This is a genomic window from Streptomyces sp. NPDC025721, assembly GCF_055558595.1.
In genome coordinates, this window is sequence record NZ_JBVHMF010000033.1 from 32,593 (window position 1) to 49,658 (window position 17,066).

A 17,066-nucleotide genomic window follows, 5' to 3' on the forward strand; every position below is an offset into this window, starting at 1 on the left:
TGGTGGGCCAGCCCCGAGTCGGCATGTCCAGGTGGGCGAACGCCGCGCGCGTCAGCGCCGGAGGCCGGGCGACGCCACGGCGGCGACCGGGGCCGAAGGGTCGGCCTCCGTGCCCGGTCGCCTGCCTCGCTGACCCGCGGGGACGGTGTTCCGTGAGGTGCGCCGCCCGCTGACGGGATCAGCGGGGGCGGTTCAGCCGATGCCGAGGCGGCGCATTGTCAGGCAGGCCAGGGCCACGTCGCAGGCGGCGACGCCCTGGACGATGCCGAGGACCCGCTCGTCGGGGTGCGTGCGGCCGGGGAGGGAGCCGGCGGCGACGGCGGGGAGGGAGCCGGTGAGCCGGGCGTCAAGGGTCCGCGGGGGCAGGCCCGCCGCGAGCCAGGAGGCGACCGAGCCGATCTCCCGGGCGTAGCCGAGATCGTCGACGAAGAAGCGGTCGGCCGTCCCGGTCCCGTGCCCGGTGGCCTCCGGTGCGAGCACGGCTCCCGCGACGCTTCCGCACCCGGCTGCCTCGGCGGCATCGGGGGCGGGGGTCCGGGTGCCGTACGGCGTCGGCCCAGTCACGATCTCGGCCGCGATCTCCGCGCCGCCGCCGAGGCCGAGCAGCGTGACGCCGGGCCCGAAGTGCCGCGGGTGGACGACGGGTTGGCGGGCCGAGGTGAGGGCGACGACGATGTCCGAGCCCGGTGCGGCGGCGTCCAGGCCGTCGTACGGGGTGAGGGTGGCGCCCGGTGCGACGGGCTGCCGGGCGACGAAGTCGGCGGCGGAGCCGGCCGTGCGCGCCACCACCCGGATCTCCTCCAGCGCGAACGCCTCGGCGAACGCGGCCGGGACGAAGGCGGCGATCTGTCCGGCACCGACCAGCGTCAGCACCTTGCTGTCGGGCCGGGCCAGCAGCCGCGCGGCGACGGCGGCGGAGGCCGCCGTCCGCAGCCGGTGCAGCCAGGTCTCCTCGACGGCGACCAACGGGCGGCCGGACTCGGTCTCCAGCACCAGGCACCAACTGTTGCGCCCGGCGGTGTGGGTCGGGGTGACCCGCACCCCGGCGACCCCGTACCGGTCGAGCAGCGCGCCCTTGAGGCCGAAGCCCCGCGTGCCGCCGCTCACGCCGAGCCGGGTGATGGTGGGGGCGGACAGGGAGAGCCGGTCGGCGCCGAAGTCGGCGTAGGTGGCCTCGACCACCTCCAGCGCGTCGGCGACGGTGATCACCGACCGTACGTCGGCGTCACCCACCATGGGCAGGGTCGGCAGGCTCATACGGCGCCACCCGCCGGGGAGGCCGCGACGGAAGCCGGTACGCCGCGCGGCGGCACGTCGGTGGCCGGCGCGCCGGAGACGGGCGGTCCGACGATCGCGACGCACAGGCCGCCCCCGTCCGGTGCCTGGTGGACGGAGTTGGCGGAGATGAACATCCGCCCGGTGCCGAGCACCGCTCCCGCCACCCCGCTCATGATCGCCCGGACGTGCTTGTCCGGGTCCAACTGGCTGGTCAGCACGGTGGTCCGGGCGCCACGCAGAGTGCCGTCCCGCCGGTTGCCCGCCTTGATCAGCAGAGCCGCGACCTGTCCCGGCTCCCGTACCGTCCCGTCGGCGGTCAACTCCGTGCCCGCCGCGGCCAGGACGCGGCGGATGCCGGGCGCGTCCAGGACGTCGGCGAGCAGTCCGGAGACGATCCGGAGGTCGCCGCCCGCGCCGGGGCGGTTGCCGAACACCAGGACCTCGACACACGCGGCCTCCGAACTGGAGAAGACCATGGTGCGGCGCGAGTGCAGGGTCAGGTCACGGCCGAAGGCGGCCGGGACGACGTCGGCCCGCTCCACCTCGCCGAGCGCGAGCGCCGCGCCGAGGGCGCCGACCGCCTTGGCCTCGGCGGAGGTGACCCGCATGGGCTCGTCGTGTGCGGTCAGCGGCGTCTTGACGACGGCCAGCGCGACGTCGGCGGGGTCGAGACCCGCGTCCGCGACGGCCTCCGCGACGGCCTGCTCGGCCAGCGCGACGTGTTCGGCCGAGCCGATCTCGGAACCGCGGATCCGGCGGCTGCGCCCTATGCCCACGCAGAGCGTGCCCGCTGGGCCGGGCGCCCCGCGAGGAGCCGGGGCCGCCTCCCCGCCGGTGGACTCCGCGTCGTCCGTCACGGCAGCGGCCTCTGCGGCACCCGCGCCGTCCGCGTCGTCCGCGTCGTCCAGCTCGACGACGAGATAGCCGAACGGCGTCATCGCCCCCTCGGCGCCCGTGGAGTGCAGGAACACCGAGCGTTCCAGCAGGTCCCCGCCGCCGTGCGCGAGCACGGCCTCCCGGGCCCGCCAGGACGCGAGTTCGCGTGAGAAGTCGTTGGTCTCGGCGCTGCCCTCGGTCTTCACCAGCAGAGCGAGCCGCCGTATCCGTGCCGGGTCGTGGGCGCTGAGCACCGCCACCAGCCCGTCGGTGTCACCGGGCCCCGCGGTGTCGAAGGAGTCGATCCTGACTGTCATGCTCGGGCGCCTTTCGGAAGGGGGGCGGCGACAGCCGGCCAGCGGTCGGCCCAGCCGTACGCGGCCTCGTAGTCGGATGCGAGGTCCAGCAGCGCCCGGTCCGCGCCGTACGGGCCGACGAGCTGGAAACCGATCGGCAGGCCGGCCGGGGACGGCGGTCCCGGCAGGCTGAGAGCGGGCACACCGGTGGCGTTGGCGATGCCGGTGAACACCCGCTGGTAGGGCGGGGCGAGCTGGTCGGCGGCCCAGGGCATCGCCCCGGCGACCGGGGTGAGCAGCAGGTCGGTGCCGGTGAAGAAGTCGGCGAGCTGCGCGAACAGATCACGGAAGGCGTCGAGCGCGTCCACGTAGTCCGCGGCGCTCAACGAGCGGCCGTGCTCGACCATCGGCGGGTAGATGTCGCCGACCGCCGCGCGCCAGTCCGGGTGACGGCGCATCAGCCAGGCCAGGCCGGTGGTGCCGATGGTCCGCCAGTGGGTGTCGAACCGGCCGAAGTCGAAGGGCACTTCGCCGGTCTCCACCCGGTGGCCGAGCGCGCTGAGCCGGTCGGCCGCGGCCGTCAGCGACGCGGTGATCTCCGGTTCGACCGGATAGTCGCCGAACCGCCCCACCATCCTGATCCGCAGCGACCGGCCGCGGAAGGCGGGGCCGTCCGGCACACCGAGCGAACGGCGGTCCCGCGCGTCGGGCCCGGCCACCGCCCCGAGCAGCGCGGACAGGTCCGCCACCGTACGGGCGGCTGGTGCGATCACCTCCAGGTCGTGCAGCACGGTCGGCAGGCCGTCGAGCCGGGCGACCCGGCCCAGCGTCGGCTTGAGCGCGACCAGCCCGCAGTACCCGGCCGGCCAGCGGATCGAGCCGCCGCCGTCGGTGCCCAGCGCCACCGGCCCGACGCCCGCGGCCACCGCCGCCGCGCCGCCGCCGGTGGACGCGCCGGTGGTGAGCGCGGGATTCCACGGGTTGCGGGTGGTGCCGTGCAGCAGGGTGCTGACATTGCCGAGACCGAGGGTGAACTCCGAGACATTGCTCTTGCCGAGGATCACCCAGCCGCCGGCCCGCAGCCGTCCGACGCACAGTTCGTCGCGCTCCGGTGTGCGGTCGGCGTAGAGCCGGCTGCCCCAGGCGCAGGGCATCGCGGCCACCGGGATGTTGTCCTTGACCGTGAGCGGCACGCCGTCGTACGCGCTCAACGGGGTTCCCGCGCGCCACCGTTCACCGCTGGCGGCGGCGGACCGCCGGGCGGCGTCGAAGGCGCGGTGGGCGAAGACGTTCAGACGCCGGTCGACCTGCTCGGCGTGCTCGACCACCGCTTCCAGCACTTCGGCGGGCGTGGCCGAGCCTTCGGCATAGGAGGCGGCGAGTTGCCGCGCCGAGCGGCGCCACAACGGCTCGGAGCCGGACTCCCCGGTCGACGGCCCGGCCTGCCCGGCCGTCACTTCTTGGGCTCCAGCGTCCAGTAGAGGGTCACGGGCTCCGGGGTGAAGGTCAGGCCGGAGACCCCTGAGGCGCTGACCAGGGTGCGGCCGGTGACCACCAGCGGCAGATACGCGGCGTCCTGCGCGGCGAGTTGCTGGATCTTCTCGTACGCCTGGTCACGCGCCGGGCTCGGCGCCGCCATGGCGAACTCGCCCTGGAGCCGGTCGATCTCCGGGATGCTGGTGCGGGAGAAGTTCACGACCCCGCCGGTCACGGTCCACAGCTTCACCGGGGTCTTGGCGTCCTCCACGTACGTCGACAGCGTGGTGAGCACCATGCCGTCGTCGGCGCTGCCGCCGGTCTTGGCGGTGGCGCGGCCGATGATCGAGGTGATCAGCGCGGCCGAGGTCTGCGGCTGCAGGGTGACGTCGACGCCGATCGGCTTGAGCGCGCTCTTGATGAGCTGGGCGGCGGTCGCGAAGTCGGTGTTCTCGCTGGGGTAGCGGAGCTTGGTGGAGACCGACGGGTTCCCGGCCTGCGCCATCAGGCTCTTGGCCTTCGCGGCGTCGCCGTAGTCCTTCCACGCGGCGCTGTAGCCGGGGGCGCCGGCGGAGACGTAGGAGTCGGCACGCTCGGCCTGGCCGTAGTAGACATTCTTCACCAGCGCGTCGTACGGGAGTGCCTCGGCGACGGCGCGCCGCACCAGCGGGTTCTTGAACGGGCCCGCGTCGGAGGCGAGTTGGAGGTAGAGGTAGCTGGAGGTGTTGGCGTGCTGGACGTTGAAGCCGGCCGACTTCAGCGAGGTCGCGTCCCGGGGGCTCAGGCCGTACTGGGCGATGTTGACGCTGCCGCCGCGCAACAGGCCCGCCACATTGCCATCGTTGACGACGCGCAGTGTCACGGCGGAGAACTTCGGCGCGTTCAGGGCCGCCCCGGGCACCGCCGCGAGATTCAGCGACTGGCCGGTCTGCCGGCTCTTGACGTAGTACGGGCCGCTGCCCGCCACGTGGCTCTTCAGCCACTCGGCGGCGATCGGGTCGGACGGGCCGGCGTTCTTGAGGGCGGCGGCGGAGTCGATGACGCCGTACCAACAGGTGCGCAGCGTGGCGATGTTGACCTCGCTGGCCTTGATCGGTTTGCCCGCGCTGTCCTGGTAGCGAATGGCGACGTGGGTGGCGTCGGGGGCGGTGATCTGCGCGGCGTCGAAGACACCGCTGTTGTTCAGCTCGACGGCGCCGTTGAGCTTCAGCGCCCGCTGGAGCGACCAGACGGCGTCCTTGGCGGTGACCGGGTTGCCGCTGGGGTAGAACTTCAGGCCGTCGCGGAGAGTGAAGGTGACGGTGTCCCCGGCGATGGTCCAGGAGGAGGCGAGGGCGGGTGCGGCGGCGAGGCCGCTGGAGGCGGAGTGGCCGCCCTGGGCCGTGGTCTTGTAGCCCACCAGGTTCTGGTAGACGTTCATCGCCAGCTCTTTGTCCTGGTCGGTGTTGACGTTGCCCGGGTCCATGGTGGAGATGTCGCTCGGCCAGGCGGCGACCAGCGCCGCGGGCGGTTTGGCGGCGCTCTGTCCGGTGGTGCCTGCCGAGGACGAACAGGCCGTCAGGACGGCGGCGACCGCGACCGCGGCCGTACCGGCCAACAGCCGGGCGCGCCGCGGAGATCTACTGGTCATCTGAGTCTTGCCTCTCTCTTCGCGCGGCCGAGAGGTCGGCGCTGACCTGTCGGTGGGTGATGGGGCAGGCGGCGTCGTGCGTGCCGCCGAAGGACAGTTGCGGGGGCCTACCGGCCGTGCAGGACTCCTCCGCCAACGGGCAGCGGGGGGCCAGCGCGCAGCCGGCGGACAGGTCGAAGGGGCCGGGGTTCTCGCCGCTGAGCCGGATGGCGCGGGTGTGGCCGCCGTACGCGGCGACCGGGGCGGCGTCCAGCAGCGCGCGGGTGTAGGGGTGAGCGGGACGGCGCAGCACCTCCTCGGTGGTGCCGGACTCCACGACCCGGCCCACGTACATCACCTGCACGCGGTGCGCGATCCGGCGTACGGCCTGGAGGTCGTGCGAGATCAGCAGGTAGGCGATGCCGGTCTCGCGCTGGAGGCGGGCCAGCAGGTCCAGCACGACGCCCCGGGTGGAGGCGTCGAGCGAGGCGGTGGGCTCGTCGAGGATGACGGCCCTGGGCTGGACGGCCAGCGCGCGGGCGATGCCGATCCGCTGCCGCTGACCGCCGGAGAGCGCGGCCGGCCGCCGGTCCAGGAGGTCCTCGGACAGCTCAACTGAGGCCAGCAGCTCACGGATTCGGGCCTCACGCCGAGGCGCGGGCATCCGCAGGTGCAGCCGCAGCGGCTCGTCCAGGATCGAGCGGATCTTCTGCCGGGGGTCGAGGGAGGAGCGGGGGTCCTGGAAGACCATCTGCACGTCCCGGTACACCTCGCGCCGGTCGCGGAAGGACGACAGCGGGCGCCCGGCGACGGTCACCCGGCCCGCGGCCGGTTCGACCAACCGCAGGATCGACCGGGCCAGCGTGGACTTGCCCGAGCCGCTCTCCCCGACGACGGCCAGCGTCTCGCCCGGCCGCAGCACCAGGTCCACGCCGTCCACGGCGCGCAGGGTGTGCCGCAGGCCCCGGCTGCGGACGGTGAACTCCGTCCGGAGGCCGTCCACTTGGAGGACCGGTTCGGACCCGGCCGGGGCGGACGCGCCGACGGCGGCCGAGTCGGCGGCGGAGGCTTTGACTGAGGCGGAAGAAGCGGGTACGGCGGACGCGGTCATGACGGCCTCCCAGAGTCGTCGTCAACGCGGTTGGCGGCCAGCAGGAGTTGGGAGTAGTCGGCCTGCGGAGCCCGGAAGAAGTCCTCGGCGGCGGTCTGTTCGATCACCGTGCCGCCCCGCATCACCACCACCCGGTCGCAGGTCTCGCCGACGACGCCCAGGTCGTGGGTGACCAGGCACACGGTGAGCCCGTCCTGCCGGGCCAGCTCCACGACAAGTTCCATCACGTCGGCCTGGGTGGTGACGTCCAGCCCGGTGGTCGGCTCGTCCAGCAGCATCATCCGGGGGCGGCACAGCAGTGCCATCGCGATCATCGCCCGCTGCGCCATGCCGCCGGAGAACTGGTGCGGGTACTGCGCCATCCGCCGCACGGGGTCGGGGATCCGGACGCGTGCCAGCGTCTCGGCCACCAGTGCGCGGCCCGCGCGTTTGCCGAGGCCGTGGTGGAGCCGGGCCACGTCGGTGAGCTGGCGGCCGACGGTGAGCACCGGGTTGAGCGAGGAGCGGGCGTCCTGGAAGACCATCGCGATCTGGCCGCCGCGCAGTCCGCGGTAACCGGCCTCGTCCAGGCCCAGCAGTTCCTTCCCGTCGAAGCGGATGGAGCCCTCGACGGACAGCCGGGGCGGGCACAGTCCCATCACGGTGAGCGCGGTCAGCGACTTCCCGCTGCCGGTCTCGCCGACGATCGCGGTGATCTGCCCGCGCGGCAGCTCGAAGCTCACATCGCGCAGCACCTGGACGGCGCGCGCCCGGTCGCCGTGCCCGGAGCGGAAGGCGCCGGACAGGCCGGCCACCGTGAGCAGCGGGACGCCGGGTTCGGCGCCGGACGCGTTCCCGGCTCCGTCGGCCAGGGGCGCGGACGGCTGTACGGCCGCGCCGGAGGTGGCGCTCATCGGTCGTCCTCCCGTTCCAGCAGGCCGTCGCCGAGCAGGTAGAAGGCGGCGGCGAGCAGCAGAATGCAGACGCCGGGGAACAGCGAGATCCAGTACGCGTCCGGGGAGTCCTTGCCGCCCGCGATCATCGAGCCCCACTCCGGGCTGCCGGGTTCGATCCCGACGCCGACGAAGCCGAGACTGGAGACCACGATCGCCACCCAGGCGGCGTTGACCGCCGCGTAGGACACCAGCGGGGTGAGGCCGTTGGGCACCAGGTGCCGGGCCAGGACACGCCGTCCGCTGTTGCCCGCCAGCACGGCGGCCTCGGCGAACTCCCACGACTTGCGGCCCTTGACCTCCGCGCGCAGCAGCCGCAGATAGCCGGGCAGTCCGACGAAGGCGACCACGACGATCACATTGGCCAGGCCCGAGCCGAGCGTGGTGACCAGCAGCAACGCCAGCAGCAGCGCGGGGAAGGACTGGAGGATCTCGGTGACCCGCATGATCACCGCGTCCGCCCAGCCGCCCCAGTACCCGGCGACCGCGCCGAGCAGGCTGCCGATCACGAAGGCGATGGCGACCGCCACCAGGGTCAGCCACAGGTCGGTCCAGGTGGCGGCGAGCGTCTTGGAGAAGACGTCGGACCCCGCCTGGTCGGTGCCGAACCAGTGCTTCCCGCCCGGGGACTGGTACGGCAGCCCCACGCCGGGCTGCTCGGGGTCGTACGGCGTCCAGATCCTGCCGACCGCGGCGGCCACCAGCAGCACGGCCATCAGGCCGAGGCCCAGGCGTACGGTCAGCGAGTCGGCGCCGCCGGCGCCGGGCAGCAGGCGGGTCAGCCGACGGCCGGACGGGCGCCGGTCCTGGACCGGGCCGCCGGGCCCCGCGGGCGGGCCCGCTGAGGGGGCGGCGGTCAGGTCGGCGGAGGGCACGGGGGCCGGGGCGGTCATGAGCGGATCCTCGGGTCGGCCAGCGAGTAGGCGAGATCGACCAGTGCGTACAGGGCGACGTATACGACGGCCGCGTAGAGCACGAAGCCCTGGAGCGCGGGGAAGTCGGACTGCTGGACGGCGGTCAGCGCGTACTGGCCGATGCCCGGCCAGCCGAAGACCCCCTCGACCAGCACCGCGCCGGTGAAGGCGAAGGCGACGCCGCCGGCGATCATGGTGATCACCGGGAGCAGCGCGTTGCGGAGCGCGTAGCTGCGGTAGATACGGGACCGGCTGAAACCGTAGGCGTGCGCGGTCCTGACGTATTCGCTGCGCAGCGCCTCGACCATGCCGGACCTGGCCACCCTGGTGATGGGGGCGAAGATGCCGCAGACCAGGACGACGCAGGGCAGCACCAGTTGGAGCAGGGCCTGCCGGACGGTGTCCCACTGCCCGGCCAGCAGCCCGTCGATGACGTAGCTGCCGGTGACGCCGGGCGGCGGCGCCAGGCCCGCGGGCAGTCGGCCGATGGGTCCCGGCAGGATGCCGAACCGGACGAAGAACAGCGACAACAGCACCAGGCCGAGCCAGAACTGCGGCATCGCGAGCGCCGCCACGGTGACCACCCGGATCGCGTGGTCGGCGGCCTTGCCCCGGCGGACCGCGCTGATCACGCCGAGCGCGGTGCCGAGCAGGACGCCGATGATCAGGGCGGGTACGGCCAACTCCAGCGTGGCGGGGAGCCTGCTGGTCAGGTCGGCGCTGACGGCGCGGCCGGTGCCGAAGGACGTACCGAGGTCGCCGTGCAGCAGATCGCGCAGGTAGATGAGGTACTGGCGAGGGATGCTGTGGTCCAGGCCGAGGGAGGACCGCACCTGGGCCCGGACCTCCTCGCTCGCCCCGGGCGGTACCAGCAGGCCCGTCGGGTCCGGCGCCACGACGCGGGCCACGACGAACGTGAAGGTGACCACGCCCCAGACGACCAGCACCGCGCCGCCCAGTTTGCGGGCGACCAGCAGCAGGGCGCCTCGTGGCAGCAGGCCACGGGACGGGGACCGGTTCGGCGGCCTGGCGGCGGCCGGAGGTACGGCCACCTCGATGTCGGAGACGGTCATCAACCCCCCTTCCCTTATTTCCGTGAGACGGAAACGAATATTCCGCACTGCGGATTCGACAGTATTGGAAGGCCCCGGTCCGGCTGTCAAGGGTTTCGTGCCCGATGACCTTGCGAATCGGTATTCCCGCTGCGCAGTCTGAGGAAGTGTCATTGACAGGGGGCCGGTGAGGCTCCGATACTCCAGTGGTGCGGAGCCGATATGTTGATTCCGTGTTACGGAATGACTCTCGCCGACACCTCAGCGGTAACGGCGGGGAAATCCAAGGGATCCAGCGGCGACCAGCGGGACGGACGCGACCTGCGCGACGATGCGATCCAGGCGATCTGCGGGATCAACGGGATGGGGACACCTCATGAAGAAGACCGGCGCCCAGCGACCACGGTCTGACAAGTCCGCTGCGGAGACGGCGGGTTCGGACAAGCCGGGTCCGGAGCGGTCGGGCGCAGACAAGCCGATGCACGTGGTGGTGCGGGCCCTGTCGGTGCTCACCCACCTGTCCGCGTACCGCCAGGGCCTCACCCTCCAGCAGCTCCACCAGCAACTGGAGATCCCCGTCGGCAGCATGCACCGGGTGATGAGCACCCTGGAGCACACCGGCTTCGTCAGCCGGTCGCCCACCACCAAGCGGTACGTGCTCGGCCCCAACGCGCTCGAACTCGGCCATGTCGAGGACTACGAGCCGTTCGTGATCCAGCCGCCCTCGGCGCTGGTGGAGGCCGAACGGCGGTGCGGGGAGAGCGTGGTGCTCACCCAGTTGATCGACGGCCGGGTGGTGGCGGTGTCCATCGCGGGCACCAAGCGCCCGCTGCGGCTGTTCGTCAGGCTCGGCCAGGAGGTGCCGCTGCACGCCGCCGCCTCGGCCCGCGCGATCCTCGCCTACCAGGACCCGGCCTTCGTCGAGACGCTGCTGTCGTCCTACCCCCGCGCGTCCTTCACCTCCGGCACCGTCCGGGAGATCAACCGGCTCATCGACCACCTCGCCGTGGTCCGCCAGCGGGGCTTCGACGTGTGCGACAACGAACTCGACGAGGGCGTCTGGGCGGTCTCCGCGCCGGTCCGCAGCGGTCCGTCCGGACGGGTCAGCTCGGCCGTCACCGTCTGCGCGGCCTGGTCGCGGGTCGCCGATCCGGCCGACCGTGCGGTCAAGGCACGGATCGTGCTGGACGCGGCGCAGGCGCTGTCGCGCGAGCAGGGGTACGAGCGGCCCTTCGCGCCGGACCCGACCCAGGAGCAGCTCGTCGCACTGATGCAGGCCGACAGCACGTCGCCGGACGTCTTCGTCCCGCGGCCCTCCTTCGCGGGAGGGGACCGGCCATGACGGCGGAAGCGGGAGCCGGGGCGGTCTCCGCGGCGCCGGTGGTCGCGGCGGCCGGGGCGGAGGCGGTCGCATCGCGCGGCGTGGCGGAAAGCCGGTCGCGGGTCGGAGCCCGGGTGCTTCCCGGTCTCGACCGGGCCCCGGGAGTGCTGGCGGACGAGCTGGCCGGGGACCTGGCCGCGGCCGGGTACGCCGCAGGTGACGCCGCCGCCGGTGACGCTGTCGGCGACCGGGGGAGTGGCTCGGGCTGGCTGGACCGGCCCGCGCTGCTGCGCCGGCTCGCCGCCGCCCTGGCCGCCGAAGTCCCCGCCACCGCCGACCGGTTGGTGGCGGCGGGGCCCGGCGCCCAGGCTCTGGGCGCGGCAGTGTCGCTGGAGACGGGACTGCCGTTCGCGGCCCTCGTCGCGGGCGCCCCGCCATTCGGCGTGATCCACCCGGGCGAGACGGTCGTCGTGATCGCCGTCGACGCCGCCTCGGCCGCCGGAGCGCTGCCGCTGCTGCGCGAGGCCGGAGCCCTGCCGCACAGCGCGGCCGTGGTGGTCGCGCCGTCCGGGGAACCGCCCGCCGGCCTCGGCCTCCACACCGCCCTCGTACGGCGGACGGCGACCGGTTACGCACCCGTCGGGTCTCTCGGCCCGCTCGAAGGGGTCACCCCCGCGGGCCCCGCAGCCCTCGCCGGACCCGCCGGCCCCGCCCCGAAACCCACCGCCCGGCAGGAGAACCGTACGACCCGACAGGAGAGCGCCATGCCCACCAGCCCCCTTCCGCATCCCCCCGCCCCGCCGACTCCGGCCGCCAAGTCCCCCGCGGAGCCCGCGGATTCGACGACGGGCGCCGGTGCCGCTCTGCTCGCCGACGACCCCGCCACCGTGGAACGGGCGGGCGCGGCGCTGGCCGAACTGGCCGCCCGCTACCACCCCGAGGCCGTCGTGAGCTGGAACGCGACCGCCGACGTACTGCTCGCCCACGTGGTCGCCCACACCCTCGGGCTGCCGCGCCGGGTCGTGGTCGAGGACCTCGGACGGCTGATCGTGGAGGACGTGCTGCCCGGCGAACGCACGGTCGTGGTCGCCCGGGGCGGCGTCGACAGCGGCGGCCCCGGAGCCGAACTCGCGCCGCTGGTAAGGGCGGTGACCGGTCACGGCGGCCGGGTCGTCGCCGTCTGCTCGCTCGCCCCGCTCCTCGGGGCGGCCCCCGACGGCGTGGACGTGGTCAGCCCCGGGAACGGCGGAGCCGACCGTGACAACGGCCGCACCGGCCACGACAGGGACGAAGCGTGAGCACCGGGACGGCCCAGCCGGCGACCGCCGACCTGCTCGACGGGGTCGACCTCGGGCGGATCGACGCTCATCTGGCGGGCTTCGCCGCGCTCACCGAACCGGGGCCCGGCTGCACGCGCCTGGCGTACAGCCCGCTGGAACGCCAGGCGCACGCGGTGTTCGCCGCCCACATGACGGCCCTCGGGCTGACGGTCACCACCGACCACGCGGGCAACACCGTGGCGGAACTGCCGCCCGCCGGGCCGAACACGGGCTCCGGCGACGCACGCGCGCTGGGCACCGGCTCGCATCTGGACACCGTGCCGCAGGGCGGCGGCTTCGACGGCATCGTGGGCGTCGTCGCGGCCATGGAGGTCGCCGAGATCGTGGTCCGGCAGGAGGCCGCGCACCGTCGACCGTGGCGGTTCGTGGCGTTCGCGGCCGAGGAGGGCGCGCGGTTCGGGCAGGCGTGCAACGGCAGCCGGATGGCCGCCGGGCTGACCGGCGCGGCGGATCTCGCGGGGCTCACCGACCGCGACGGGGTGACGATGGCCGACGCGATGGCCGCAGTCGGGCTGCGGCCGGACCTGGTGGACGCGTCGCGCTGGCGGCCCGAGGAGTGGTTCGCCTTCGTCGAACTCCACATCGAGCAGGGCGAGGTGCTGCGGTCGCAGGGGGTCGACCTCGGCGTGGTCGACGTGATCTCCGGCAGCACCCGGCTGCGGGTGCGGGCCGAGGGCCGCGCCACCCACTCCGGCGGCACCCCCATGCACCTGCGGCGCGACGCCCTGGTGGCCGCCGCCGAGTGCGTGGTGCTGGGCGACCGGCTCGCCCGCGACCCCCGGCACCACGGCGTACGGGTCACCGTCGGCCGGCTCCGCGTCGAGCCCGGCTCGATCACCACGGTCCCGGGGTCGGTCGAGTTCTTCGTCGACGTACGCGACGTGGACTCCGTCCGCCAGCGCGACACCGCCCGTACCCTGGCCGCCGAGTTCGCCGCGCTGGCCCGAGACCACGGGGTCGCGCTCACCACGGAGGTCATCGCCGATACCTCACCGGTCATCCTGCCGGGCTGGGTCGCCGACCACATCCGCCATGCCTGCGCCTCCCTGGGCCTCCCGTACCGCGTCCTGCCCAGCGGCGCCAGCCACGACGCGCAGCAGATCGCCCATGTCATCCCGACCGGCCTGCTCTTCGTCCCCAGCGACGACGGACTCAGCCACGTCCCCGCCGAGTTCACCCCTACGTCCCAGATCGCCTCGGGCGTCCGTACTCTCCTCGCCGCCCTCCACCGGCTCGACGGCACCTCGTGAACACGACGCCGGGGCACGGGACATGGCGGGTGGAGCGGGTCGGCGTCGCCGGGCGGACGGGGGTCTTCGACCTGACTGTCGAGGACGGGGTGATCCGGTCCGTGGACGCGGTGGCCGGGGAGCCGACAGGCGGGACGGTGCTGCCCGGGCTGGTCGATCTGCACACGCATCTGCGGGAGCCGGGCGGAGAGGAGGCGGAGACGCTGGCGTCCGGGGCCGCCGCGGCGGCGGCCGGAGGGTTCACCGACGTCTTCGCGATGGCGAACACCTCACCGGTGACGGACACCGTCGCGCGAGTACGGGAGGTACGGCGGCGGGCCCGGGGGCTCGGCGTACGCGTCCACCCGGTGGCGGCGGCGACGGCCGGGCTGGCCGGAGAGGCGATCGTGGACGTGGCGGCGTTGGCGGCGGCCGGGGTGACGGTCTTCTCCGACGACGGCAAGTGCGTGAACGACGACAATCTGGTCCTGGAACTGCTGACGGCGATGGCCCGGTACGGCACCGCGTTCGCCCAGCACGCGCAGAGCGCCGCCATCGTCCGCGACGGAGTCGTCAACGCGCCGGTCGCCGCCGGTCTCGGCGTGCCCGGCTGGCCGGGCGCGGGGGAGGAGACGGTGATCGGCCGGGACCTGGCGCTCGCCGCCGCCACCGGTGGACGGCTGCACATCTGTCATGTCTCCACGGCGGGTTCCGTCGCGCTGGTACGGGCCGCCAAACGCGAGGGCCTGTCAGTGACCGCCGAGGTGACGCCCCATCACCTGATGCTCACCGACACCCAAGCCGCCGAGCGGGGACCGGCGTTGAAGGTCAACCCGCCGCTGCGGTCGGCCACCGACGTGGCCGCGGTGCGCGCGGCGCTGCGCGACGGCACGATCGACGTCGTCGCCACCGACCACGCTCCGCACCCGGCTCGAACGAAGACCTGTTCCTGGCTCAGCGCCGCCTTCGGCCTGACCTCGTTGGAGACGGCGCTGCCGGTGGTGGCCGAGGTGTTCGCGGACCCGGCCACCGGGGCGGTGGACTGGACCGCGGTGGCGCGTGTGATGTCCACGGCCCCGGCCGCGATCGGCCGGATCGCCCACCTCGCGGGCCGCCCGGTCGCGGTCGGCGAACCGGCGACCTTCTGTGTCGTCCGGCCGCAGGCATGGCGGGCCGAGCCCGCCACCTGGCTGAGCCGGTCGGCCAACTCCCCTTTCCACGGTCGGGACTTCGCACACAGAGTCACCCTGACCGTCCTGGAAGGCCGCCCCACCCACGGCAGCCTCACCCCCGACCCCGTCACGCCCATGAGCCCGCCGCAACGCAGCAGCCCGCTCGCGGAGCCTCCTTCGTCTCCGCGGTGACCCGGATCCGGCCACTCCCGCGACATCAGCGCCTGGAGGACTCGGCCCACTGGCAGCGGCGTTGCCTCGCCGGGGACGGCGTTGTGCGGATGCCGTATTACGGTGCCCGTAGGTTCCACGAAGGGGCCCGTGTCGTGAGCGACCGGGCGGATGGAAGCGACGTAGCCGGAGCGGCGGAGATGGGGAGCGGATGACTCTGAAGGCGGGCCAGCGGGTGGTGCTGGCAGCGGACACCAGACTGACCGATTCGGCGGAGGTGTCGGGGGTCGTGATCGGGTTCCTGTCTTTGGCCGCGGGCACAGGCGGGGCCGTCGAGCGGGTGGTCGCCCACCGGGACGAGAGCGACGAGGTGCGCGAGTACGAGCGGCTCAAGTCGCTGCTCGACGCCTTCGGAGGCGAGATGCCGACGGAGAGCAGGAGGCAGCTCGAAGAGAAGGTCGGCTCTCTGGAACCCGCGTGGACCGCCTTCCAGGAACAGCCGCCTCTCGTGAGCGTGCGGGTCCGCTTCGACAACGGGTTCATCCTCGACGGGGCCCACGAGGCTCTCTTCGTCCCCGCCTGATGCGTCACCGATCCGGGTCATGCGCAGACCGGCACGGGCGGGACTCGGAGGGCGGGTTCCGCGACCGGCTCTGGCGTTCTTCGCTGACGCGTTGTCGGAGATCACCGTTCCCCGCCCGACATACCGGCCGCCCCAGTGGCGCTGGCCGGTACGTCGGGTCTTGAGGGGTCCGGGGGAGCCCCCCGCGCGAGGGGTCAGTCCCAGGCGTTCTGATTGAGGAAACGGGCCACGCCGCGCCAGGAGTTGGGGCCCATCACGCCGTCGATCGGGCCGGTGTAGCCCCACTGCGCGGCGAGCCGCTGCCAGGCGGCGTACGTGTTGACGCCGGGCACCCCGTCGACGGGACCGGCGTAGCCGAAGTGCGCCTTCAGGTACCGCTGGAGGGCCGCGTAGGTGTTGACGCCGGGCACGCCGTCGACCGGGCCGGTGTAACCCGAGGTGAGGGACAGCCACTTCTGCGCGCGGCTCCAGAACACCGGTCCCGGGATGCCGTCCTGCTCCGTCGTGGTCTTCGGCAGACCTCCGCCTCCGCCGCCCCCTCCTCCGCCCCCGCTGCCCGGAGCGACCAGATCGAACGCCGAGCCGCGAGCGAGATTGTGGTCCACGTTCCGGATGCCGCCGATGGAGCCCACGGAGGTGTACTGGTGGACCGCCCAGTCCGGGTACGCGCCGCCCAGCTCCGGTTCGCCTTGCCGCGTACCGTTGTTGGAGCCGTACGCGGCCACCCACAGCTTGGCCCCGGTGGCGATCGTCTGGCCCCAACTGCCGCCGCGCAGATTCGCGGCGCCGATGTAGAACCAGGGCACGCACGTACCGACCCTGGCCTGCACCTGCCGGAACCAGGCGGCGACCTGGCCGTCGTTCCACAACCCGGTGGAGTCGTCCAGCACTTCGTCGTCCAGGGCCAGTACGTCGCCCTGCCGGTAGTCGTGCAGGTGGTCGACGAAGTAGTTCGCCGCGTCCGTCGGCGCCTGGAAGTCGCCGGACAGCCAGTAGTGGCCGACCCGCAGTCCGGCAGCTCGCGCGCTGTCCACTTGGGCCGTGTAGTACGGGCTGACGTACGGTCCCTCGCTGAGCTGGCTGCCGCCGGTCTTGGCGATGGCGAACTGTTGGCCCTGGTTGCGGGCGAGCGCGAGGTCGATGCCGCCTTGGGTGGTCGCGACGTCGATTCCGTACGAATCGGCCGCGGCGGACGCGCTTCGTGCGCCCAGTCCCAGACCTGCCGGGGCGAGCGTGCCTACGGCGAGGGCGCGTATCAGCGTTCTCCTGCGCATGTTTCCTCCGTGACGGTGGGGACGAGAGGGGCTGTCGAACTTTCGTTCCCTACCCACGATTGGGTCCGCGCAGTTCCTCGCGCCCCTGCGAAGACGGGGCTCGGGCAGAGTTCTGGATTTCCGAACTAGCGCGGGAGCGAGGCGAGTTGGCGATTCCTACGGTCACGGTGGAGGGCGCGGGCGGGGCGGGCCGTGGAGCCCTCGAGTCCACGAAGGGCCGCAGGACGCGGTCGTAGTTCGCCAGCGCGGTCGGCAGGTCGTGCTGGAGGAGCAGGCGGACGCGGGGGCGCCGGACGATGTCCCCGTCGTCACTCACGAGGAGGCGTTCGAGGCGGGCCTCACGCTCATCCTCGGGTGCCTCGATCAACCGGCGGGAGACCCCTGTACGTTCGAGGGCCCTTTGCGGGGCCGGCTCCGGTCGCTTCCGCGGGC

14 protein-coding genes are annotated in these 17,066 nt (G+C 73.5%); 5 read left to right on the plus strand and 9 right to left on the minus strand.

Going from position 1 to position 17,066, the window contains the following annotated elements; all coding sequences use genetic code 11:
- Positions 1-192: 192 nt before the first annotated feature.
- From ACZ4EF_RS32435 to ACZ4EF_RS32470, 8 genes are read right to left on the minus strand one after another with little or no spacing between them, the layout of a single operon-like run.
- Positions 193-1,257: a hypothetical protein gene (locus ACZ4EF_RS32435; RefSeq protein ID WP_467507713.1), complete on the minus strand. Its 1,065-nt coding sequence runs from the start codon at positions 1,255-1,257 to the stop codon at positions 193-195.
- On the minus strand, positions 1,254-2,471 hold the full coding sequence (locus tag ACZ4EF_RS32440; RefSeq protein ID WP_467507715.1) for a ring-opening amidohydrolase: 1,218 nt from the start codon (positions 2,469-2,471) through the stop codon (positions 1,254-1,256). Before ACZ4EF_RS32440 ends, ACZ4EF_RS32435 begins: the two co-directional genes overlap by 4 nt.
- Positions 2,468-3,907 (minus strand): amidase, encoded by a 1,440-nt coding sequence (locus ACZ4EF_RS32445; protein ID WP_402711537.1) that lies wholly within the window; start codon positions 3,905-3,907, stop codon positions 2,468-2,470. The genes ACZ4EF_RS32440 and ACZ4EF_RS32445 overlap by 4 nt, the downstream gene beginning before the upstream one ends.
- Positions 3,904-5,556, minus strand: a complete 1,653-nt coding sequence (locus ACZ4EF_RS32450) for an ABC transporter substrate-binding protein (RefSeq protein WP_467507718.1) — start codon at positions 5,554-5,556, stop codon at positions 3,904-3,906. Before ACZ4EF_RS32450 ends, ACZ4EF_RS32445 begins: the two co-directional genes overlap by 4 nt.
- Complete coding sequence (locus tag ACZ4EF_RS32455; protein ID WP_467507720.1) at positions 5,546-6,646, minus strand: oligopeptide/dipeptide ABC transporter ATP-binding protein; 1,101 nt, start codon at positions 6,644-6,646, stop codon at positions 5,546-5,548. Before ACZ4EF_RS32455 ends, ACZ4EF_RS32450 begins: the two co-directional genes overlap by 11 nt.
- Positions 6,643-7,539, minus strand: a complete 897-nt coding sequence (locus tag ACZ4EF_RS32460) for an ABC transporter ATP-binding protein (RefSeq protein ID WP_467507721.1) — start codon at positions 7,537-7,539, stop codon at positions 6,643-6,645. Before ACZ4EF_RS32460 ends, ACZ4EF_RS32455 begins: the two co-directional genes overlap by 4 nt.
- Positions 7,536-8,471, minus strand: a complete 936-nt coding sequence (locus ACZ4EF_RS32465; protein ID WP_391162970.1) for an ABC transporter permease — start codon at positions 8,469-8,471, stop codon at positions 7,536-7,538. Before ACZ4EF_RS32465 ends, ACZ4EF_RS32460 begins: the two co-directional genes overlap by 4 nt.
- Positions 8,468-9,565: an ABC transporter permease gene (locus ACZ4EF_RS32470; RefSeq protein ID WP_355342656.1), complete on the minus strand. Its 1,098-nt coding sequence runs from the start codon at positions 9,563-9,565 to the stop codon at positions 8,468-8,470. Before ACZ4EF_RS32470 ends, ACZ4EF_RS32465 begins: the two co-directional genes overlap by 4 nt.
- A gap of 355 nt (positions 9,566-9,920) precedes the next feature.
- On the opposite strand from ACZ4EF_RS32470, the gene ACZ4EF_RS32475 reads away from it, so the two are divergent.
- The 5 genes from ACZ4EF_RS32475 (at position 9,921) to ACZ4EF_RS32495 (ending at position 15,360) form a co-directional block, all read left to right on the plus strand.
- Positions 9,921-10,886, plus strand: coding sequence for an IclR family transcriptional regulator (locus ACZ4EF_RS32475; protein WP_391046162.1), 966 nt, complete (start codon positions 9,921-9,923; stop codon positions 10,884-10,886).
- A complete protein-coding gene (locus ACZ4EF_RS32480; RefSeq protein WP_467345911.1) occupies positions 10,883-12,163 on the plus strand; it encodes a hypothetical protein in 1,281 nt (426 codons plus the stop codon). Before ACZ4EF_RS32475 ends, ACZ4EF_RS32480 begins: the two co-directional genes overlap by 4 nt.
- The gene (locus tag ACZ4EF_RS32485; RefSeq protein ID WP_391046157.1) at positions 12,160-13,455 is read left to right on the plus strand and encodes a Zn-dependent hydrolase; all 1,296 of its coding nucleotides are present in this window, start codon (positions 12,160-12,162) and stop codon (positions 13,453-13,455) included. The genes ACZ4EF_RS32480 and ACZ4EF_RS32485 overlap by 4 nt, the downstream gene beginning before the upstream one ends.
- Before the next feature lie 29 nt (positions 13,456-13,484).
- Complete coding sequence (locus ACZ4EF_RS32490) at positions 13,485-14,798, plus strand: dihydroorotase (RefSeq protein WP_467346208.1); 1,314 nt, start codon at positions 13,485-13,487, stop codon at positions 14,796-14,798.
- 190 nt (positions 14,799-14,988) lie between these two features.
- Positions 14,989-15,360: a hypothetical protein gene (locus ACZ4EF_RS32495; RefSeq protein WP_467507724.1), complete on the plus strand. Its 372-nt coding sequence runs from the start codon at positions 14,989-14,991 to the stop codon at positions 15,358-15,360.
- A gap of 194 nt (positions 15,361-15,554) precedes the next feature.
- Here the strand turns inward: ACZ4EF_RS32495 and ACZ4EF_RS32500 are convergent, their stop codons facing one another.
- A complete protein-coding gene (locus ACZ4EF_RS32500) occupies positions 15,555-16,634 on the minus strand; it encodes a glycoside hydrolase family 25 protein (protein WP_391162977.1) in 1,080 nt (359 codons plus the stop codon).
- Positions 16,635-17,066 lie beyond the last annotated feature (432 nt).